Here is a 21,820-nt window from a genome sequence, read left to right on the forward strand (position 1 = left end):
TGCTTCTTCTTGATTGGTCAAGGGATTGCCAGCTTCGTTTGATGAAGTGTTTTCAAGGGAGGCTAGGATATGGCCAGGATCATGAAGACCGGCTGATCATTCCGAGAAAGCGCCCCTTCCTCACGACTCATCCGCTCGAGGCACGGGATGTCCATAGCGCCAGCTTGGTGGCGAATATATTTGACCGGCTAGTATCAGCAGATGAGGATGGTCTAATTCATCCTGCGCTTTCGCATAGCTGGGAGCATGATGAGAAGAAGCTGCGACTCTACTTGCGCAAAGACGTAAAGTTTCATGACGGGTCTATTTTATCCGCAGAAGATGTCTGCTGCTGCCTAGAGAAGATGCGCTCACATCCCTATTATGAGCTCATGTGGTCACCAGTTGCTGAAATAACGGCAAAAGGCCCGCTTGTGGTCGATCTCCTATTCCGCTATCCATGCAGCTATGCCCTCCATCTTCTAAGTGTGCTAGGTGCGAGCATTTATAAAGAAACAGGAGGGCTGCTAAGCGGAACGGGAAGTTTCTATATCGAGGTCAATAATGAGGTGAAAACGGTTTTGCACACTTTTAAGGAACATTATAAAGAACGCTCTTTATTGGATGTCATTGAATATGTGCAAGTGCCAAAGAATTTTGAGAATGTGTATCGCTCCTCCGCGCAATCCAATATAAATGAAACCTTTAAAGTAGACAGCGATTATGGCTTTGGGGTAGCTATCCTTAACGGTTATCGTGATTCTGATATTGCAAGAGCGGAAGTCAGGGAGTATGTGCATTATCAGATGGCTAAGCACAGGGGAGAAGTTCCGGATATTGACCCGAATGCTATTCCGAATGATTGCGGGGTTTTCCCCAGAATCAGTAAACCGTATGTCATGGAGGAGAAGCCCTGTCCACCCCTTAAACGACCATTAATACTTCAGGTGACCACATACACAGAATCGGCCGGTGTCTGGGCCAAGGACATCCTAGAAAAAGCCGGGTGTGCAATTGAGCTTGTTCCCGTTCGTTTCGAGGATACGCTGAATAATGGGATGGAGGAGCAGGAGTGTGATTTTTTCTTTCATGGAGAAGTGTTTGAAATTAACCAGAGCTTTTCCTTTTTTCAGTTTCTGTTCGGGGGCTCGTCACCTCTCAATACAGTATTGAAGAAGTTGATTGATAAAGATGCTTTTCTGAAGAGGTATGCAATGACACCGGTAACGGAATGGATGGAGCTTCATTTAAGCATTGAGCGCCTATTAATTGAATCCTCCTTAATGATTCCTCTCTATTTCTCGAGAAAAAGCTTTTTGTTCACGGAAGATATCATGAATGTGAAAACAAAGTATTTTGGCCATGCCGATTTCTCGAAATTATGGATGAAGCCGAGTATGTAAGGTCCTTTTTGCCCGATAAGGTTTGCAATAGGCCTGGTGTAGTTGTATTATTAAAGGCGCAAACGGATAGTAAATGAATAGGGTGAAATTATGAAAATGACATTAATCGCAACGGCCGCCATGGGGCTTGAAGCGTTAGTCGCGCAAGAAGTGCGTGACCTTGGATATGAATGCACAGTTGAGAATGGACGGGTTCTCTTTGAAGGAGATGAAACCGCCATTGCAAGAGCGAATATGTGGCTTAGAACGGCTGACCGGGTGAAGATCCTCGTTGGGGAGTTCAAGGCCTTTACATTTGATGAGTTATTCGAGAAAACAAAAAAGCTCCCTTGGGAGAATTATCTGGATGAAACCGCAGAATTCCCGGTTTTGGGCAAATCAGTCAAATCCAAATTATTTAGTGTGTCAGATTGCCAGGCTATCGTGAAAAAAGCGATTGTCGAGCGCATGAAGAAAGCTTATAAGAAGGACGGCTGGCTTGATGAGAATGGTCCGCTTTACCGGATTGAGGTCGGGCTATTAAAGGACCGTGCAACATTGACGATTGATACGACTGGACCCCAAGCTCTTCATAAAAGGGGATATCGTACCGGACAAGGGGAGGCGCCGCTGAAGGAAACCTTGGCTGCGGCCCTTGTGAAGCTCACGAACTGGACCCCAGACCGGCCGCTAGTCGACCCGTTCTGCGGCTCAGGCACTATTGCGATTGAAGCAGCTTTAATCGGCCAAAATATCGCACCGGGCTTTAACCGTGAGTTCGTCTCTGAACAATGGCCGATGATTGATTCAAGTGTATGGGACAAGGTCAGGGATGAAGCAGAGGAAAAAGCAAACTATGATCAGCCGCTTGATATTTCCGGCTATGACATTGATCATAAGATGGTGAATATCGCGAAGGAAAATGCCTTGGAGGCAGGCTTGGGTGACCTTATTCAGTTCAAGCAAATGCAAGTCAAGGACTTTACGACCACGAAGGAATACGGTGTCATTATCGGAAACCCGCCTTATGGGGAACGCTTGAGCGACCGCCCGTCCGTTGAGCGTATGTATAAGGAAATGGGAGAGGTCCTCAGACAGTATGAAACATGGTCCGTTTACATGATGACCTCTGACGAGAACTTTGAACAATTTTACGGGAAGCCGGCAACGAAGAAGCGCAAGCTCTTTAATGGTTTCATCCGCACGGATTATTACCAGTACTGGGGCAAGCGACCGCCGCGTAATCCGAAAGCATAATGCCTTGCTGAAGCAGCATTCTTATGCTCACTCTAATAAAGCAGCCTTAGATCCACGTACAAAAGGGACTAAGGCTGTTTTTGTATGTAATCATCTTTTTGTATCATCAAGAATACCTGTATCTGCCTGTATAAAAAGGCAAGATCAAGATGATAAAATAAAGTAGGCTCTTTTTTTGAAATTTAACAATTGATTGAAAGGGTGATAGGAATTGGACAATACATTAATAAAAGCTGATGATATTTGGCTTTTATGGGCCTTTCTTGCCGGATGGGCGGCTGTGAGTATCTATTTGGAGCAAAAATATAAATGGGCTTCGAAACTATCCGGGGCAATCATCGCTTTGCTAGGGGCAATGATTTTGGCGAATTTGAAAATTATCCCGACAGAATCGGCTGTCTATGATACAGTGTGGGGATATGTTATCCCGTTAGCCATTCCGCTCTTATTGTACCAGGCAAATATAGTGAAGATTATGAAGGAAAGCGGCAGATTGCTAATTATGTTTTTTCTTAGTTCAGCAGGTACGGTTGCTGGCGTTATCATCGCTTTTTTCCTTTTGAAAGAATACATACCAGGCCTTGAGAAAGTTGCTGCTATGATGACAGGTTCTTATATCGGCGGCGGGGTTAACTTTGCCGCATTATCAACAAAGTTTGAAGCACCAGGAGAATTGGTCTCTGCGACTGTCGTTGCCGATAACTTGATGATGGCCATTTACTTTTTTGTACTCATCCTTATCCCAACAATACCGTTTATTAGGAAGCATTTTCGAACACCGCATATTGATCAGATGGAAAGGGATAATGCAGGAGAAAATAAAGCTGCTGCCTATTGGAAGGGAAAAGAAATCTCTCTTAAGGATATCGCCCTTTCCGTTGGTACTGCGTTTACCTTGGTGGCGATTTCATTTAAGTTGGCCGAAATTTTCGGGAATTTAATCCCGAGTGGTGAAAATACGAATTTCTTTTTCGTCTTATTAAAGGGAACGCTAGGTGATAAATACCTAGTATTGACTACCTTGACGATTCTTGCGGTCTCGATTTTTTCAAGATATTTCGAGAATCTTAAGGGTGCGCAGGAAATCGGCACATACTTAATTTATATATTCTTTGTCGTAATCGGAGTACCGGCCTCTATTTCCTTGATTATCTCCCAAGCTCCGCTGCTATTGGCATTTGTTGCTATTATCGTAGTGATTAATCTAGCTATATCACTGCTTTTAGGGAAAGTGTTTAAATTTAATCTCGAAGAAATTATTCTTGCAAGCAATGCGAATGTTGGGGGACCGACTACAGCTGCAGCCATGGCCATCTCTAAGGGCTGGACGAGCTTAATTGTCCCGATATTATTGGTAGGAACGCTCGGCTACATTGTAGGCAATTATGCGGGCTCTGCCATTGGGTATTGGTTCAGCAGTTTATTATAAGTAAGAATTGTTATCCTAATTAGTGTGTTTTTAAAGGAATATAGATCTTCATAGAGAATCATATAGTTACAGGAGCAGAGATCTGCTCCTGTTTTCCTGCTTATGATAAAATAGCCTATATAGCCGCGAGGAGGAGAAGCATGTGAGCAAGCAAATAGAAAAAGAGTTTCTCGAATACATACAAACGATGGATGCCTATCGTGAAGCATCAGCCTTGATTGGATGGGATTTGCGCACGGGAGCGCCAAAGAAAACCATTGATAAGCGCAGTCAGGTCATTTCCATTCTATCTAAGGTTCATTTCGAAATGGCAACAGGCGAGCAGATGAAGAGCTATCTTGAACAGCTTTCTGGTTACAGGGGTGAGCAGGATATGCTTGAAGACATCTTGAAGGAATGCGGTTTGGAATTTGAGCGCATGAGTAAAATTCCGGCTGATGAGTACAAGCAATATGTTCAACTGCAATCCAAAGCGGAAAGTGTATGGGAGGAAGCAAAGGATCAGGCCGATTTCGAGCTTTTCCGTCCATATCTGGATCAATTAATCGAAACCAATAAGAAATTTATCCGCTACTGGGGCAAGGAAGAGCGGCCTTATGATGCCCTGCTTGATATGTATGAGCCAGGGATGACAGTTGAGGTGCTAGATGAGGTCTTCGGAGCCTTGAAGGATGAAATTGTCCCGCTTGTTAAGAGAATTTCAGAATCCAAGAAAAAGCTCAACACAGAGTTTATTTACAGGCATTTCGATACAGAGAGCCAGCGTGACTTCTGTCTGAGCACGATTAAGGAATTAGGATATGACCTGGACGCCGGACGGCTAGATTCGACCGTGCATCCATTTGCAACAGCCTTGAATGCAAACGATGTGCGGATTACTACGAAGTATGATGAAACTGACTTCAGGGTCGCTGTCTTTGGTACCATTCATGAGTGCGGCCATGCTGTGTATGAACAGAATATTGATAAAGCCCTAGAAGGGACGCCATTATGCACAGGCACGTCTATGGGAATCCATGAATCCCAATCTCTCTTTTTCGAAAACTTTATCGGCCGTAATAAACATTTCTGGAAAAAACATTTTGATAAATTGACTGCAGCTTCCCCTGAGCAATTTGATAGGATTGACTTAGATACGTTTTATGAGGCCATCAATGAATCCAAGCCATCACTCATTCGAGTAGAGAGCGACGAACTCACATACGCGCTTCACATTATGATTCGTTATGAGCTGGAGAAAATGATTTTTAATGGGGAAGTTTCTGTCGATGAGCTTCCGGAGCTTTGGAATGACAAATATGAGGAATACCTCGGCATTCGTCCTGAGCATGACGGAGAAGGAATCCTTCAGGATGTGCACTGGGCCGGAGGAATGTTCGGCTACTTCCCATCCTATGCGCTTGGATATATGTATGCAGCCCAGCTGAAGGCAGCTATCCTGAAAGCTATCCCGCATTTTGATGAGCTTCTCGAAAAGGGCCAAATTGAACCAATTAAGGACTGGCTGAGGGAGCATGTCCATCAATACGGCAAGCGGAAAACGCCGCGGGAGATCATCCAATTGGCAACAGGTGAAGACTTGAACCCACAGTATTTGATTGATTATTTGAAAGCGAAATATGAAGCGATTTATGAGCTATAAAAAAACAGATCGAGCTGCCGGCATGACCGGCAGCTTTTTGTTTTTTCATGGTGAACTTCCTTCTGGTAATCGGGTTGTGCAAACCAGGTTTTCGTGAAAGCGTTTTTATTTATTTTTCGGAAAAATATTATATGAAAAACCCTTTTCATTACAATAAAAGATTGCTATAATTCATTTCATATTCAATAACAACGACATTGCACTCATATAATCGCAGGAATATGGCCTGCAAGTATCTACCAGATTACCAGTGCGCTAAAAAGCGCCAAAATGATCTGACTATGAGTGGGAACAACTGGCATTGATTCTATTTATCTATGCATTTACAGTCCGCTAAATGATATGGACCTGTGATTTGTTGTGCTACCCACTTGTAGGTACACAGCAGTTCACAGGTCCTTTTTTTATATGATTCAAGCAATTGCACGAAAGAAATAGGAGGCAGACAACATTGGAAAAGCTGAAAGAAAAAATCATGAAAGAAGGCCAAGTGCTTTCAGATGATGTCCTAAAGGTGGATACGTTCTTAAATCATCAATTGGACCCGGTGTTAATGAGCGAAATAGGAAAGGAATTCGCCAAGCGATTTGAAGGGATGGGAATCACGAAGATTGTCACGATTGAATCATCTGGCATTGCCCCTTCCGTAATGGCAGGGCTCGAAATGCAAGTGCCTGTTCTTTTCGCCCGTAAGAAGAAGTCGCTAACCCTGCAGGATGATTTGTATACGGCATCCGTCTACTCCTTTACGAAGCAAGAAAAAAACCAAATATGCATCGGACGTAAATTCCTGAATGAGCAAGAGAAGGTTCTGATCATTGATGACTTTTTAGCAAAAGGCCAGGCAGCTCTTGGGCTCATAGAATTAGTCAAGCAATCAGGAGCTGAAATTGCCGGAATCGGCATTGTCATCGAGAAAGAATTCCAGGAAGGCGGGGAGCAGCTTCGCAAGATTGGCTACCGTGTCGAGTCCCTGGCTAGAATTAAGTCACTAAAAGACGGTATGGTGACATTCAAAAAAGAGGAGGAAATCATCCATGAAGGTTAATAAATGGCAAACGGCTTCATTAGGCTTGCAGCATGTCCTTGCCATGTACGCAGGGGCAGTGATTGTTCCGTTATTAGTAGGCGGGGGCATTGGACTGACGCCTGAGCAGCTTACCCATCTTGTCTCTATCGATATATTGATGTGCGGGATTGCGACCTTACTACAAGTGTGGAAGAATCGCTTCTTTGGAATCGGCCTGCCAGTCGTTCTTGGCTGCACATTCACAGCCGTTGGTCCGATGATTGCCATTGGCGGAGATTATGGCATTCCAGCCATTTATGGCGCAATTTTAGCCTCAGGATTATTTGTCATTCTAATCAGTAAGTATTTCAGCAAATTATTGGCCTTTTTCCCGCCGGTCGTTACAGGCTCAGTTGTGACGATTATCGGGATGACCTTGATTCCAACAGCTATGAATAATATGGCTGGAGGACAAGGCTCAAGCGATTATGGCTCATTATCCAACATTCTGCTTGCTTTTGGTACATTGCTATTTATTGTCATTTTATATAAATTTTCTACTGGGTTCTTACGAGCCATCTCGATTCTGCTTGGGTTGATTGCCGGTTCGGTTGCGGCAGCCTTCATGGGTAAGGTAGATATTCAAGCCATTCTTGATGCAGATGTGGTATTAACCCCACAGCCATTCTATTTTGGATTGCCATCATTTGAATTGATTCCAATCCTGACGATGATCTTGGTTGCGATGGTCAGCCTTGTTGAATCAACTGGCGTTTATCTCGCCCTATCGGATATTTGCGAAGAGAAATTAGAAGAAAAAGATTTTGCAAAAGGCTACCGTGCGGAAGGAGTGGCGATTTTCCTTGGCGGTATTTTCAATGCATTGCCGTACACAACTTACTCCCAAAACGTCGGCTTGATCCAAATGTCTGGTGTGCGCTCGAAAAATGTCATTTATACAGCGGGTGCCTTCCTTGTTATTCTTGGCTTCAGCCCAAAAATTGCTGCCTTGACGACCGTCATCCCAAGTGCGGTACTAGGCGGCGCAATGGTCGCGATGTTCGGCATGGTTCTGTCAGCGGGCATCAAAATGCTCAGTAAGGTTGATCTCCAGTCACAAGAGAACCTCTTAATCATTGCCTGTGCATGCGGACTTGGCCTTGGCGTATCCGTTGTGCCGGAAATGTTCCAAAACCTGCCTTCAGGACTAAGGATCTTGACGGAGAACGGAATTGTCGCAGGCGGACTAACGGCGATGGCGCTCAACTTGATTTTCAATGTATTGGGGAAAAAAGCGAAAAAAGGCAGCCAATTGCTTCAAAGTAAGGAAGAAGTGGCTTCGTCATAATATAGATGCTTGAGGATATACTTAAACCGAAAAGCGAACTCACACGGGATATGGATCTGTAAAGGGAAAATAAACTCCTCCGATTAGAGAGAGAATCTAAAAAAAGTTGCGCGCTTTTCAGATGAATCCGCAAGGCTATCTCAAAAAGCGTAAGCAACGTTTCCATCCAACTCAAAGAAATTATTCAGATTGAAGGATGTCAAACAGGTGCGGGATTCCCAAGTCCCCCATCAAGTTCGCGAAACAGATGAAGGGAAGTTGATGGGGGAATTTAAGGCCAATCAGGGATAAATCCCTATAGACCACCGTGTTTTGTGCTCGATGAATGTGAGAAACACAGCTTTTAGCTTGCCCGCGTCCTGATATAACTGGATTGACTTACAGCTACTGCACGTCATATTACAATTAATTAAGTACAAAAAGGATAGGTAAAGCTATTCGTCCGCTTTACCTATTCTTAAATCATTGGTTAATTAGAATCCCCGTCGTCTTCTTCTCTCAAATTTGAATTCAATCTCAACGAGGGAAAACGTATTCTTCTTAAATCGTCTCGAAAAAACAAATCTCTTCGACCAAACATTTATAATATTCTAATCGTATTTCCGAAGTCTGTATGAACAAGGGGAGTTAAACTAAACCTGCCCCTTGTTCCGTACAATTTAGTAGTGGCTCATAAAAGAAGCTCCAACAATGATGAGTAGAATGAACAACACAACGACAAAAGCAAAAGAGTTTTTATCTCTACGTTCACTTCTGTATTCTTCCATTTATTACACCTCCCATTACTTGAAAATAAGGGACTCAACTCGTTCTAACCAAACCATTTCATTTATTTAACGAAGCTGCCCAGTACGATAATTAACAGAATGAACAATACAACGATTAAGGCAAAATTGCTCCCGCTAGAACTACGGCCATAGCCTCCGTCATAACCACCGCTATAACCTCCGTCATATCCACATCTCATCTTTTTCACCACCTATTTATTCGAATAGTTAATAGGATAAGGAATCCTACAACATATATATATAATTTAAAGACAAGCATTGTTTGGACAAACATCATCGTGTTAGAGAAAATCAGCGGTATCCTTAAACATTTCTAAATATAAAAAAAGCGTCTGCGATATATGCACACACCTTCTCTGGGGTGATTATAAAAATCTGGGAGCTCAATAACATATGCACTCAGAAGCTGTATGGCACTAGAGGTAATTAAAGGTAAATTTAAATAGAGAAATGACAAAACGGCCATATTTTAATTTTTGTACAAGTGTCCACACTCAGAAAAAAATTAATCATAATATAAAGATGAAAAGAGGGGAGGGGAACTAATTGGAGGAGAATAATAAGCAACAAAATCAAAAGACGAATGCAGAAATGGACCGTTTTTCACAATTCTTTTTTGGAAAGAGTTCACATAGAGAATCTGACAAAAAAGCCGAAAATGACTCACAAGTATTGTCTGAACAAAAAGAACAAACGTCTTACGATGACAGATATAATCGGAACAATGATTGGTTTTTTGGCGTTAAGAGAAAAGAAGATACACCGAGTCCTCAGACCGATCAAAATCATATAGAAACTATTCTTAACAATGTGGATTTTGAATTACTTATGGAAACGATTGATATGCTTGTTACAACAACTCAACCATTAATTAAAGAAATAACCCCATTTTTTCATAGGTTTATTAAGAAGTTCAAATCCGACTAAAATGCCTAGTGTTGAGCTGGAAATTGTCGTGTGAATAGAACAATAATATAGCTGCAAATAAACTAACTAACAAGAGTAGGCTCACCAATAGGCAAATATCTATTTCTCTTTTAAAACCATTTGAGGAGATATAAATGGGAAAGTCGATTTTTTGGTGACGGTATGGGTTATCGATGTTATCATTTCCATCATCATGGTTTCCATCAGGTATGTTGCTGTTAATCAGCTAACATGAAAATAAACTTCCGTAACTGATAAAGAAGCCAATTCTAAAGAGGACCAATCGTATTTGTATTAGGAAGAAGTCACATTTATATATATTATTGTCCATACCTTAAATAACTTTAGTAAGTTGTTTTGGCTTGTATCTAACGGAAGGCTTTATAACATATATAATTTGTATCCGTGCCTTTATAAGCGAGCTAAGTTAAAAAGTATATGTGTTTGCTATTCGTACATATATTGAAATGTTGAGGTTAAACAACGTGGATATAAAAACGTAGAGAACATGTTTATTTCTTTAAATCCATTTACACAACAGGTGCCTTTCAGGTCATCCTCGGCTTCAGTCTGATAATTGCGCCATGGCGACCGTCATCCAAATGCTCAGCAAGGTTAATCATCAGTTACAAGAGAACCTCCTAACCATTGCCTGTGCATACGGATAACGGCGATGGACTCAACTAGATATTTAATGTATTCGGCAAAAAAGCGAAAAAAGGCAGCCATTGCTTAAAAGTAATGAAGAAGTGGCTCATTCATAATATAGGAGCCTTTAATAAAAAACCTAAGCTTAATGCTTCATTTCATTGCGAATTAATCCTATTAAAGAAATCAAAGAGGAGACAGTTATCTGTCTCCTCTTTATCTATTATTCAAATCAAGCGAGTTCTTTTCAATTCGATCCAAGCGTTCCTTAATATTCTGGATTTCTACTTGTTCCATCTTCAATTTCTCTTCCGATATTCGGCTGTTCCTCAAGTATGTTTTTATCATCTTGATAAGGACCACAATGGCAATAACGATAATGGCAACTATGGCTAGGAGGATAAACGGCAGTATAGCCGTAAATACCTCTACAAAGTTTGATGTTTCGCCCTTTGTTGGAATAATCACATCCTGTTCCACTTTTTTGTCACCCCTAAAAGTATATTTATGGCTGCTGCGACTAACGGAATTGTTGTTCTCGAGAACGAGCAGTTTAAAGTTGTTAACATGAAATTAATTTACTTATAAAGCAAGTTATTTTTCTGTGAGAAGGTACTGCTTTTTTAACAATATCGATCAACGGGAGCTTATATATTCTCAGAGGGAAATTGCGGAAAGATAGTAGTGCTGATTTCTCAGTATAGATGGACATCAGTGGTGCTTCGTTGCATTATTGTTATAGGTGCTCTTTGCAAACACGAACGAAGTTAATGCGAAAAGGATAAGGAATATGGCAAGAAGGCCATAGGCTGCACCCTCAAAACCTCGAATATACTCCAACCCAATGTAGAATAGAACAAAGGAAACGGCAATTGTCATAAGACCTGGCAATAACCGTAAACCTAAGGGCATATCTTTTTTGCTAAGCCACCAAGTAAGCAACAGGATACATATACCCGGTATTAAGGCCATGAGGAATGGCCCGAAAAACATCATCACAAATCCCCTCCAAATTTAGTTTTATCTATATGTATATTTTAACATAAAATTCCAAATATCCCAGTGAATATATAAAGGGTCTGTTTTCCTCAACTGGCTGAGTGACTTGCCTTAGATGAGTGGAGAGTAGCAGTTTGGCTGTGAAAAAACGGTTCTACCAAAAAATAAGCATTTACCGATTACTTTGAGTGCTTAAACATAAAGAATGCCCCTAAATCGTTAGATTCGAATGTCTAACCATTTAGGGGCAGTTATCCTTCATAAGAGTCTGTCTACAGTCTGAAAGGGAAGATTCATCAATTGAATCTTTCCTTTTGTTCATATCGACTTCTTCATGCCGCACTGCCGGCATTCACGAAGGAACACCATATCCTTGACCGAGCTCTTGAAATGCGTGTTTCCACAATTATCGCAGCGGCCTGCAATCTTATCTGGCAGCTCCTTATATGTATATATTTTATTGAGGTCATACTCCTGCTTTTCCTGTTCTTCCACTATCCATCACCTTCAATGCTTGTTGTCTGTAACTATTATATCAAAAAACTTACGGATTATAGCTTATAGGAACAGATTTTCGTTTAGCTTGCTTACTAATGTATGTTTATTAACAATCAATAAAACTATTTAAAATAGGTATTCTGATTGCACTGTTCTGTTTATAAAAAACAAAAATCAAGGTTTATTCCTTTTAACAGTTTAGGATATATATCTATATTTTTTCGGAAAATTAAGCTTAAATTACAATACGTAGTTAACAAGCTAGAATTTCAGGGCTCTTCCTAAAAGAAAATTCATGACTAAGGAATAGCTCCGTATGTTATCACATGCTAAATAGGCGAAAAATGATGACATTTACTGTCGTTTTATTTTTTTCATGAAAACCGCTCTGTGAAAGGCTTTCAGCTAAAACGAACAGGCCTGTACATGACAAGTGTCATATAGGCGCTATGACAGCTATGTCTGCAAAGAAAACTTTTTATTTTCTATAATGTATGAAGAGAACAATCAATAAAGAATAAGGGATGGGACGATATGAAAATGAAAGAAGAACAGCTTCGGCTGAGAAAATCGATGAACCCATATGAGAAATCAGAAACAAAGGAAAGCATAAAACAAATCATAAACACTTTTGTACCTTTCTTCCTTCTGTGGTATATAGCCTATCTGTTTTTATCTGTGTCGATATGGCTAGCTATTCCCGTCACAGTGGTGGCGGCAGGCTTTTTAGTAAGGATCTTTATCATCTTCCATGATTGCTGTCATAACTCCTTCTTCCGCAACAGGAAGGCCAATGTTATTCTTGGAAATATCAGCGGGATTTTGACGTTGTTTCCGTTTAAGCAATGGCAGCACAGCCATAATGTCCATCATGCCGGCAGCGGCAATTTGGATAAGCGCGGAATCGGTGATATGTGGATGCTCACGGTTGATGAATACTATGCAGCTTCTAAGTGGACGCGCCTGCAATATCGCTTGTACCGCAACCCGCTCATTATGTTTGGTATTGGTCCCATTTTTGCCTTTTTAATAGCCAATCGTTTTAATAGAAAGAATGCAGGAAAGAAGGAACGCAGGAATACCTATTTCACAAATGCGGCTATCGTGGCACTTTGGGGAATTATGTGTTATTTAGTGGGCTGGCAGGCCTTCTTGATTATCCAAGGTACGATTTTTTATCTTTCTGGAGTGGCTGGTATTTGGCTCTTTTATGTTCAGCATACATTTGAAGATTCCTATTTTGAGGAAAATGATGATTGGGAATATGTGAAGGCGGCGGTGGAAGGAAGCTCCTACTATCAGCTTCCAAAGCCTCTTCAATGGATGACAGGCAATATTGGCTACCATCATGTTCATCATTTGAGCCCGCGTGTCCCAAATTACAGGCTTGCCGATGCTCATAAGGATACCAAGCCATTGCAGCATGTTCCGACCATTACTTTATTAACGAGTTTGAAGTCTCTTCGTTTCCGGCTTTGGGATGAGCGGGAGAAGAAGTTTGTCACCTACCGAGAAGGGAAATCACAAATCATTCTGAATAGAGAAGTAATTTAGCTTCCATTTTTCTGATAAAATGGTACGATGAGGGAAAAGAAAGACGCACTAAAAAGAGGTTATCCAATGATTAAAAACTATATCGCCTTCTTGAAAATGAGCGGTCTTTCCCCTTATGTATGGGCCATTCTCTGTATCTTGCCGTTTTATTTCATCTTCCAGTCAGATACGACTAACCAGAATAAGATGATAGGAATAGTTGTCACGCTTCTATTCCTTTCCTTATTCAGGCTTGCCTATAAAACGACTGGCTGGATGAAGTATGTATGGACACTTGTGCTTATGGGCTGTTTTACGTATATGACCGTTTTGTTCGGCTATATTTATTTAGCCTTTTTTCTCGCTTATCTGGCCGGAAATATTAAGAAGAAAGCGGACTTCGTGGCTATTTATATCCTACTGCTTGTCAGTACGGGGATATCCATCTATTTGGGGATATTGCTGCATCAGGTATTTTTTCTTAAGCAATTGCCGTTTATCATTATAACCTGGCTCAGCATTACCCTCCTTCCATTTACTATTAGAAACCGGCAAGTTATGGGCCGTCTGGAGGAAAAGCTGGATGATGCCAATAAAAAGATCTCGGAATTACTGGTCGTGGAGGAAAGAGAGCGAATAGCCCGTGACCTTCATGATACACTAGGGCAAAAGCTTAGTCTGATTGGGCTGAAGAGTGACCTGGCTAGGAGACTGATTAATAAAAATCCGGAACAGGCCGCCAGTGAAATGATTGATGTACAGCAAACTGCCAGAACAGCCTTGAATGAGGTGCGCAAAATGGTCTCATCCATGAGGGGTATCCGTCTTAAGGATGAAATGGTGTCTGTTGAAACATTGCTCAATGCAGCCAATATCCAATTCAACATTGACGAAAAGCAAAAGCTGACTGATGTCCCGTTATTGACTGAAAATATTCTCAGTATGTGCTTAAAGGAATCCGTCACGAATATTGTGAAACACAGCGGCGCAACAGAATGTCAGGTTACTTTCGAACAAGATTGGAAGGAAATCACCATGACGATATGGGATAATGGGGTCTTTAAGGGACGGGCGACCAGCTTTGAAAGAGGACATGGACTGATTGGCATGAGGGAACGTCTTGAGTTCGTCAATGGCAGTCTTGATATAGATTTAAAAGAGGGGACCCGCCTGATTATCAAGGTGCCGAACGAAACGAAGCGAGCTGTAAAGGAGGGGCAAGCATGATTAAGATCGTAATCGCGGAGGATCAGCAAATGATTCTCGGCGCATTCGGTTCTTTGCTGGCGCTTGAGGATGATATGGATGTAGTCGGGAAAGCATCCAACGGGGAAGAGGCTCTTGCTCTTGTCGCAAAGTATCAGCCGGATATATGCTTAATGGATATCGAGATGCCCGGAATGACAGGATTGGAAGCAGCTGAAAAGCTGAAGGGGCATGGCTGCAAAATTATTATCCTGACGACATTTGCGAGAACCGGTTATTTTCAGCGGGCTTTACAAGCTGGCGTGAGCGGCTATTTATTGAAGGACAGCCCAAGTGAGGAGCTGGCCGTCTCGATTCGGCAAGTTCATGCGGGAAAAAGAATGTATGCACCTGAATTGATTGATGGGGCATTTGCTGAAGCTAACCCGCTCACGGACCGGGAGCGGGAGGTGCTGGAATTGGTCGCAGATGGAATGAATACGAAAGAAATTGCCGAAGAGCTTAGCATCAAGACTGGTACAGTTCGGAATTATATCTCGGCCATCTTTGATAAGCTGGATGTAAAGAACAGGATTGAAGCGATTGCTCAATCTAAGGAAAAGGGCTGGTTTAAGTAGCTTGCTATTATTTTTTTGTTTTTAATAACTCTATGATTTCTTTATTTTGCTTTACAATGCTATTTAGGCTTCTTTCGATATTATTCCCTGTTATGAAGATGATGATGATTAAAGCTATTCCAATAAGAAAGTCCATTTTTGTTCCCCTTTAAAAGATGATTTTCTACTATTATATTATCTATTCAATTATTTGGAAACTCCGTTAATTTTGACGGAGTTTTTTTATTTACTAGACTGAAAGATTCGGTGGATCGAAGTGTTGATTTGGTATAATTTAGGTAGCACCTAAAGCTTAAAGAGGAGGGATTGCTTGAAGGAAATCATCCGAAGTACGGAAGATGTGCTTGTTATGCTGGATCATCTGCTTATGGAAGAGAGAACCTTTGATTGGGACCAATTTTATTCTGACCGACGAAGGGATATACCATTTTTCACCGATTTGCCGGATGAGAATCTTGTCCGCTACTTTAGGGAGGGGATGTTTCAATCTGGAAGCAAGGTATTGGAACTGGGATGCGGCCCTGGGCGGAATGCCTTTTTCTTTGCGGAGAAGGGCTGTGAGGTTGATGCGGCTGATTCGTCGAAAGAAGCCTTGCGTTGGGCTGAGGAACGGGCGAGGGAAAGGGGAGTGAAGATTAACTTCCTTCATGAAAATATAGTTGATTTAAAGGTTAGAGTGGGGGGCTATGATATCGTTTATGATTCCGGCTGCTTTCATCATATTGCGCCCCATAGAAGGACTGCCTATCTCGCGCTTATTGATAAGGCCCTTAGACCAGGAGGTTATTTCTCTGTCGTCTGTTTTGTCCCAGGGGGGAAGCTGGGGGGATCCGAAATCTCAGATTGGGATGTGTACAGATTGAAAAGCCTTCAGGGAGGTTTAGGCTTCACTGAGGGTCGGCTAAAGATGATATTTAGTCGATACCAGGCGATTGATATGAGGGAAATGACCGGTGTTAGAGATCAACCTGTCTTTTCGGAAAAAGGATTGCGGACAGCTTTATTTCAAAAATAAAAAATATGGAGGTTGTCTTTAAATGAACAAAGTGACAGTGATTTGTTTAGGTGTCAGGAATATGAAGGAGTCAGTCCGTTTTTATCGGGATAAGCTGGGATTTAAGACAAATGAGAAAAGAGATAGCCCAGAAGTGATTTTCTTCAACACGCCGGGGACCAAATTTGAATTATTTCCACTTGAGGAATTAGCAAAGGATATCAGTGAATCGGACCCGCCTGACATTGGAGGGGGATTTGGCGGCATCACCCTTGCCTATAATGTAGAGCATAAAGAGGATGTACAAAAAATAATTGATTTAGCTCGAAGCGCAGGTGCGACCATCGTCAAGGAACCGCAGGATGTCTTTTGGGGCGGCTATCATGCTTATTTTGCTGATTTAGACGGATACTATTGGGAGGTTGTTTGGGGACCTAACTTCCAGTTTGACCAGGATGGCATGCTCGTTTTTTAAGAGGAGACAAAGGGTTGCCGCGGGCTTAATAGATGGCTGCTTATGGTCCAAATGAACAGGGAGTGCATAGGATATATGAAAAAAGGCGGTAAATCCTATGAGGAAATATTATTGTTTGCATTGCCGCGCATTGCATGATGAGCCGTATCAGTGTAATATTTGCGGACGTGAGGAGCTGAAGGAGATATATATTTCGATTCAGCATAATGATAAAGATAAGGATAAATGAAGAAGACAGCTGGCAATCCCTATTGAAAATGATTATCATTCATGCTAAGATGAAAGTATAGTGAGAGCAATTCTCAATAGTACTACATAACAGGGATGGTGCGAATCATGGTTTGGATATTTGTCGGCACGACTGTTGCAACTTTTAGCACGTTGATGGTCTATGTCATGAATAATGTGGCCAGCGCAGAATAAGCATTGCTAAATGGATACCTGTAGACTCGCAGTATGGTCATACAATAATAATGAAACGATATCGGAATTCAGATAAGATTCATCTTCTGGGTTCTTTTTTTTATTATGATTCATTTTCAGATTTGTCATAAACGTTGGTCAATTAACTTGCTTTTCATGTAAAATAAGAAAATAAGTCACGACATTAAGGGGATTGCTATGACCACACATAAAAGTCAGAATGATTTAATGTATCTTTATGGCATATATCAATTTTTTGACCGAAGCGGGGATGAGGAGAGGTCAGAAAAAACGAAAGAGATCATGAAAAAGGTGTATGACAATAAGTACAGCTTAGCTTTTTGCGGACATTTTTCGGCAGGTAAGTCCACTGTTATCAATTACTTGCTCGGACAAAGGGTACTTCCATCAAGTCCTATTCCGACAAGTGCGAACATTGTCCGAATTGAAAGCGGTAACGGAGAGGCCCGGATTACTCTTGCGGATGGACGTATCGCGGTATTTCCTCCTCCAATTAACTTTTCACTTATAAGGGACTACGCAAAGAACGGGGCAGAGATTCAAAGTGTGAATCTTCGGATGGAACATTTCCCTTTTGGGGAGAGGGTTGCCCTTTTGGACACACCGGGGATTGACTCTACAGATGATGCTCATGAGCGTTCAACCGCTTCAAGCTTCCATATGGCTGATTCAGTATTTTATGTAACGGATTATAATCATATCCAATCAGAGGTTAATTTCCAGTTCACGAAGGATTTAACGAAGATGGGCAAGAAAATATTCATCATCATCAATCAAATTGATAAGCATGATGATAAGGAGCTGCCGTTCTCTTCTATTAAGTCTAGCGTGAAGAGGGCTTTCCATGAATGGGGTGTTAAGCCGGAAGAAATCTATTATACAACGATGCGCGAAGAGAACCATCCATATAATCAGGCTGAAAAGGTGAAGGAAAAGATTAAGGAATTATCAGGCCTGCCTCTTCAAATGGATCTTCCCTCTCTAGTGAAGAGATTGGTTGATGAGCATCTTGAGTGGAGAAATGAGAAAGATCAAGATATATATATAAACCTGAATGAGGAGCTTGCCGCATATGATCCAAATCTTGTGGATGCATTGGAGCAAGCGTCTCGCCTTGAACAACGCATCCGCGTTTATGCCGAGGAGGCGAAGCGTCTTTTTGAGGAAAAGACCGCTGGTATTCTTAAGAATGCCAACCTGACACCGTATGAAACGAGAGAACTAGTGCGGGAATACCTTGAAGCCAATGTTACCTCTTTTAAGGTTGGATTCTTCGGCAAGCAGAAAACCTTGCAGGAGCGTGAGCGGAGAAGACAAAATCTGCTGGAGGATGTGAAAAAGCAAACGGATTCAACCATCATTTGGCATTTGCAGGAGTGGTTTCATGAACTGCTTGGGGATTACCCGGGAGACAAACAAAGAGGATTGGACCTTATACAGCAGTTTATATATGAGATACCTTATGAGAAATTCCTGCAGACAGAGCCTTTAGCGGCCATGACAGGTGATCTTGTGCTGAATTTCTCCGATCGTCTTTCCGCAGAGATCCGAAAAGCCTCGCAGGCTCAAGCTAAGGTCTTGGCGGAGAGGATTTTTGAGGAATGGGAAAGAGAGCGGGGAATGCTGTTCAAGCCTGTAGAAAACAAGATTGAGGAGAACCATAATCTTTCTGAAGTATGGGGAAAATGGAAAACTGCTCAAAAGGAACAATTGGCATATGAAGCAAGTGTCAAGAAAGAAGCAAGCAAGCGGCCAAGATTCCCGTTTAATGAGCTTGAAGCGTTCATCAAACCAGATGAAGAGCTGGATGTTATCATTCCGAAAGAGGCAGAAAATCTGAACCAGCCGGAGCCAAATTCCAAAGAGACTATTGAAGACCAGGCAGAAAAGAGTGAGTCAGGTATTCCAGCGGCAGATGTGATTATGTCTCGACTCATCAAGGCATCAAAGGTCTTGGGCGAAGTTCCCGGCTTCCAAAAGCAAGCGAGAGAATTGAGCGCTCGTTCGGAGAGCTTCCAAAATCAGACGTATACCTTGGCTTTATTTGGCGCGTTCAGCGCGGGCAAATCTTCCTTCGCTAATGCTCTTTTAGGATCTAATCTGCTGCCTGTATCACCCAATCCGACCACGGCTGTCATCAACCGCATTCTTCCGCCTTCAAATGAACACGTGAATGGGACAGCGGTCATCTTTGCTAAGACAGAAAAGATGCTGATTGATGATTTAAACAGTCTTTGGACAGAGGAAGGGCTAAAAGTGCAAGATTTAGAGCTTGCTAAACGGCAGGCCAAATCTCTTTTGGCGAAGAAAAAGGAAGCACTCGGTCTTCGTGCCTCCTTCCTCGAAGCATTCGTAAACGGCATAGACGATTTCAAAGGTCATCTAGGTGAAATCTTTACTGTCAATTTAGACGAATTTGCCGCTTATGCGACTGATGAATCCAAATCCTGTTTCATAGAGAAGATTGATCTTTATTATGATTGTGAGCTTACGAGAAAAGGTGTCATCCTTGTTGATACACCAGGTGCAGACTCTATCAATGCAAGGCATACGGGAACCTCCTTCAATTATATTAAGCATTCGGATGCAATTTGCTTTATTACGTATTATAATCACCCATTTTCAAGGGCAGACAGGACCTTCCTTGACCAGCTTGGACGCGTGAAGGATTCCTTCAGCCGAGATAAGATGTTCTTTCTCTTAAATGCGGCCGATCTTGCTGCTGATGAGCAAGAGCGGGAGCTGGTAGTAGAATATTTGGATTCTCAGCTGCGGGAATCCGGCATCAGAAATCCGCGTATTTACCCGATCTCCAGCCGTTCTGCACTTCAGGTTCGTACCGGCTCGGAAGATGAGAATGCAAAACAGTATATTCATTTGTTTGATGAATTTGAGAAAGCTTTCCATCAATTCATCGACCATGATTTGAAATCCTTGCTGCTCGCTTCGAGCTGGACAGAAATGCAGAAAGCCTACCAGCTGTTATGCCGTTCCGTGGAATTAGCAAGCGAGAGTGAGGAGAAGAAACAGGAAAGAAAAGAATCGCTTGAGCGCAACTGGGAAGAGATTCGTACCCTTCTTCTTGAGAAAGGATTTGACCATGAAGGAGAACGGGCAAAACAGGAGGCTAAGGAGCTGCTGCATTATAGCAAGCAGCGTTTAGGGCTTAATTTTCCAAGCGTTTTTAAAGAGTATTTCCACCCGGGTCGTATTACAAATGAGAAGCAAACACTCTTTAACAGCATGAATCTCTTGCTCGATGATATGAAATTAGTCATCACAAATGAATGGCAGGCTGCCACTCTTCGTTTGGAAGTGGCGGTTGAGAAGATGATGCGTGAGTCTTATGTCCGGCTTGTCGAATCTGCCCAAGCCATTCAGAGAGATTGGGCATTCAGTGAGCCAGTATTGACCATCCAAGAGGAATTCGAGCAAGAGCCGCCATTGGAGAATGTAAATGCGGCGGAATTTAAGGATGAATTGAAAAAATTCAAGGGGACGAACGCCTTCTTCGAGAAAGACGGACGAAAGCAGATGGAGCAATCCGTCTATGCCAAGTTAGAGCGGAAGATCAATGAATACTATGAGCATCAGCAGGTAAGGCTGATGGAATATGTGATAAATAGGGTCCATTTACTAGGCGGGCAATTGACCGAATCGATGCTTAGAGATGGAAATGAGATTGTGGTTGGTCTTAAGCAAACATTGGAAGAGCAGGCAACCCCGGCAGTATACGAAAAGGCTGCTGAACGTCTCGGCTGTTTATTGAAGTCAGGAGAGGAGGATAAACAGTTTGACTCTTATACGAGAAGCTGAATGGCTTTACCGTCATTTGTCAGATGAACATGTTCTGGTGATGGATTGCCAATTTGATTTGTCTAATGAGAATAAAGGGAGAGAACGGTATCAGAAGGAGCATATCCCTTCAGCGGTTTATGCTGATATCGGAAAGGACCTATCCTCTGAAGTTAGTGAGCATGGCGGCAGACATCCAATACCATCTAGAGAAGCTTTCATACGTTTCATGCAACGTTCAGGAGTGAACCAGGATACGATAGTCATTGCCTATGATGGAGGGGAAGGGGCATTTGCGGCCCGCTTCCTTTGGCTGAGCCAGCTTTATGGGTATGAGCAGGTATATGTCCTGAATGGCGGATTAAAAGCATGGAAAGAACAAGGGTATCCACTAACCGTTGATGAGCCGGTTATCAAAAGTTCTGCCTATAGACCAGCTGGAAATAAGGATATATTGGCTTTCTATGAAGAGGTAAAGGAACTATCAATTGGCCAAAGGAAAGGGCTGCTTATCGATTCGCGGGAGGAGGCGCGCTATAAAGGTCTCTATGAACCAATTGATACTAAAAGCGGCCATATTCCGAATGCGCTCAATTATGAATGGATGGGCAATCTGGCTGACGGGCTTTATCTGGAGAAGAATCAGCTTATATCCCGCTTTCAAGAGATTAATACTAAAACACCGATTACCGTTTATTGCGGCTCTGGCATTACTGCCTGCGTGAATTACGTCGCACTCAAGCAGGCTGGCTATCAAGAAGTGAAAGTCTATGCCGGAAGCTTCAGTGATTGGATTTCATATGATGAAAACCCTGTAGACACAAAATGAGAAACCACCTCTGCCAATTTT

General features: G+C 42.2%; 20 protein-coding genes and 1 riboswitch. Of the genes, 15 read left to right on the plus strand and 5 right to left on the minus strand.

Annotated elements, in window-relative coordinates; translation table 11 throughout:
* Positions 1–41: 41 nt before the first annotated feature.
* The 6 genes from CYL18_RS03510 to CYL18_RS03535 all read left to right on the plus strand — a co-directional run bounded on the left by CYL18_RS03510 (position 42) and on the right by CYL18_RS03535 (position 8,046).
* A complete protein-coding gene (locus CYL18_RS03510; protein WP_104848053.1) occupies positions 42–1,382 on the plus strand; it encodes an ABC transporter substrate-binding protein in 1,341 nt (446 codons plus the stop codon).
* 90 nt (positions 1,383–1,472) lie between these two features.
* Positions 1,473–2,618, plus strand: a complete 1,146-nt coding sequence (locus tag CYL18_RS03515) for a THUMP domain-containing class I SAM-dependent RNA methyltransferase (RefSeq protein ID WP_407984510.1) — start codon at positions 1,473–1,475, stop codon at positions 2,616–2,618.
* Positions 2,619–2,829: 211 nt separating this feature from the next.
* Positions 2,830–4,047: a DUF819 family protein gene (locus CYL18_RS03520; protein WP_104848055.1), complete on the plus strand. Its 1,218-nt coding sequence runs from the start codon at positions 2,830–2,832 to the stop codon at positions 4,045–4,047.
* Positions 4,048–4,189: 142 nt separating this feature from the next.
* Complete coding sequence (locus tag CYL18_RS03525; protein ID WP_104848056.1) at positions 4,190–5,689, plus strand: carboxypeptidase M32; 1,500 nt, start codon at positions 4,190–4,192, stop codon at positions 5,687–5,689.
* A gap of 183 nt (positions 5,690–5,872) precedes the next feature.
* Positions 5,873–5,991, plus strand: a riboswitch (purine riboswitch).
* Between the two features lie 149 nt (positions 5,992–6,140).
* Positions 6,141–6,737 carry a xanthine phosphoribosyltransferase gene (locus CYL18_RS03530; protein WP_104848057.1) on the plus strand — a complete coding sequence of 199 codons (597 nt, stop codon included), beginning with the start codon at positions 6,141–6,143 and terminating at the stop codon, positions 6,735–6,737.
* Positions 6,727–8,046, plus strand: a complete 1,320-nt coding sequence (locus CYL18_RS03535) for a nucleobase:cation symporter-2 family protein (RefSeq protein WP_104848058.1) — start codon at positions 6,727–6,729, stop codon at positions 8,044–8,046. The genes CYL18_RS03530 and CYL18_RS03535 overlap by 11 nt, the downstream gene beginning before the upstream one ends.
* Positions 8,047–8,705: 659 nt before the next feature.
* Here the strand turns inward: CYL18_RS03535 and CYL18_RS03540 are convergent.
* Positions 8,706–8,813 (minus strand): YjcZ family sporulation protein, encoded by a 108-nt coding sequence (locus tag CYL18_RS03540; RefSeq protein ID WP_104848059.1) that lies wholly within the window; start codon positions 8,811–8,813, stop codon positions 8,706–8,708.
* A 62-nt stretch (positions 8,814–8,875) separates the two neighbouring features.
* Positions 8,876–9,013 (minus strand): sporulation protein YjcZ, encoded by a 138-nt coding sequence (yjcZ, locus tag CYL18_RS03545; protein WP_104848060.1) that lies wholly within the window; start codon positions 9,011–9,013, stop codon positions 8,876–8,878.
* 367 nt (positions 9,014–9,380) lie between these two features.
* Between yjcZ and CYL18_RS03550 the strand changes: the two genes are divergently transcribed.
* A complete protein-coding gene (locus CYL18_RS03550) occupies positions 9,381–9,761 on the plus strand; it encodes a hypothetical protein (protein WP_104848061.1) in 381 nt (126 codons plus the stop codon).
* A gap of 864 nt (positions 9,762–10,625) precedes the next feature.
* Here the strand turns inward: CYL18_RS03550 and CYL18_RS03555 are convergent.
* The 3 genes from CYL18_RS03555 to CYL18_RS03565 all read right to left on the minus strand — a co-directional run bounded on the left by CYL18_RS03555 (position 10,626) and on the right by CYL18_RS03565 (position 11,903).
* Complete coding sequence (locus CYL18_RS03555) at positions 10,626–10,889, minus strand: hypothetical protein (RefSeq protein ID WP_104848062.1); 264 nt, start codon at positions 10,887–10,889, stop codon at positions 10,626–10,628.
* A 231-nt stretch (positions 10,890–11,120) separates the two neighbouring features.
* Positions 11,121–11,405, minus strand: coding sequence for a YesK family protein (locus CYL18_RS03560; RefSeq protein WP_104848063.1), 285 nt, complete (start codon positions 11,403–11,405; stop codon positions 11,121–11,123).
* 321 nt (positions 11,406–11,726) lie between these two features.
* Positions 11,727–11,903 (minus strand): hypothetical protein, encoded by a 177-nt coding sequence (locus CYL18_RS03565; RefSeq protein ID WP_407984511.1) that lies wholly within the window; start codon positions 11,901–11,903, stop codon positions 11,727–11,729.
* 537 nt (positions 11,904–12,440) lie between these two features.
* Here CYL18_RS03565 and CYL18_RS03570 point away from each other — a divergent pair.
* The 8 genes from CYL18_RS03570 to CYL18_RS03600 all read left to right on the plus strand — a co-directional run bounded on the left by CYL18_RS03570 (position 12,441) and on the right by CYL18_RS03600 (position 21,799).
* Positions 12,441–13,460 carry a fatty acid desaturase gene (locus tag CYL18_RS03570; RefSeq protein WP_104848065.1) on the plus strand — a complete coding sequence of 340 codons (1,020 nt, stop codon included), beginning with the start codon at positions 12,441–12,443 and terminating at the stop codon, positions 13,458–13,460.
* 66 nt (positions 13,461–13,526) lie between these two features.
* A complete protein-coding gene (locus CYL18_RS03575; RefSeq protein WP_104848066.1) occupies positions 13,527–14,666 on the plus strand; it encodes a sensor histidine kinase in 1,140 nt (379 codons plus the stop codon).
* On the plus strand, positions 14,663–15,262 hold the full coding sequence (locus CYL18_RS03580) for a response regulator transcription factor (RefSeq protein WP_104848067.1): 600 nt from the start codon (positions 14,663–14,665) through the stop codon (positions 15,260–15,262). Before CYL18_RS03575 ends, CYL18_RS03580 begins: the two co-directional genes overlap by 4 nt.
* 310 nt (positions 15,263–15,572) lie before the next feature.
* A complete protein-coding gene (locus CYL18_RS03585) occupies positions 15,573–16,277 on the plus strand; it encodes an SAM-dependent methyltransferase (protein WP_104848068.1) in 705 nt (234 codons plus the stop codon).
* 22 nt (positions 16,278–16,299) lie between these two features.
* The gene (locus tag CYL18_RS03590) at positions 16,300–16,731 is read left to right on the plus strand and encodes a VOC family protein (RefSeq protein ID WP_104848069.1); all 432 of its coding nucleotides are present in this window, start codon (positions 16,300–16,302) and stop codon (positions 16,729–16,731) included.
* A gap of 97 nt (positions 16,732–16,828) precedes the next feature.
* Complete coding sequence (locus CYL18_RS19590) at positions 16,829–16,960, plus strand: hypothetical protein (RefSeq protein WP_269089182.1); 132 nt, start codon at positions 16,829–16,831, stop codon at positions 16,958–16,960.
* A 392-nt stretch (positions 16,961–17,352) separates the two neighbouring features.
* On the plus strand, positions 17,353–20,991 hold the full coding sequence (locus CYL18_RS03595; protein ID WP_104848070.1) for a dynamin family protein: 3,639 nt from the start codon (positions 17,353–17,355) through the stop codon (positions 20,989–20,991).
* Positions 20,969–21,799: a sulfurtransferase gene (locus CYL18_RS03600; protein ID WP_236636210.1), complete on the plus strand. Its 831-nt coding sequence runs from the start codon at positions 20,969–20,971 to the stop codon at positions 21,797–21,799. Before CYL18_RS03595 ends, CYL18_RS03600 begins: the two co-directional genes overlap by 23 nt.
* The last annotated feature ends 21 nt before the right edge of the window (positions 21,800–21,820 follow it).

Source organism: Pradoshia eiseniae, assembly GCF_002946355.1.
GTDB lineage: Bacteria > Bacillota > Bacilli > Bacillales > Pradoshiaceae > Pradoshia > Pradoshia eiseniae.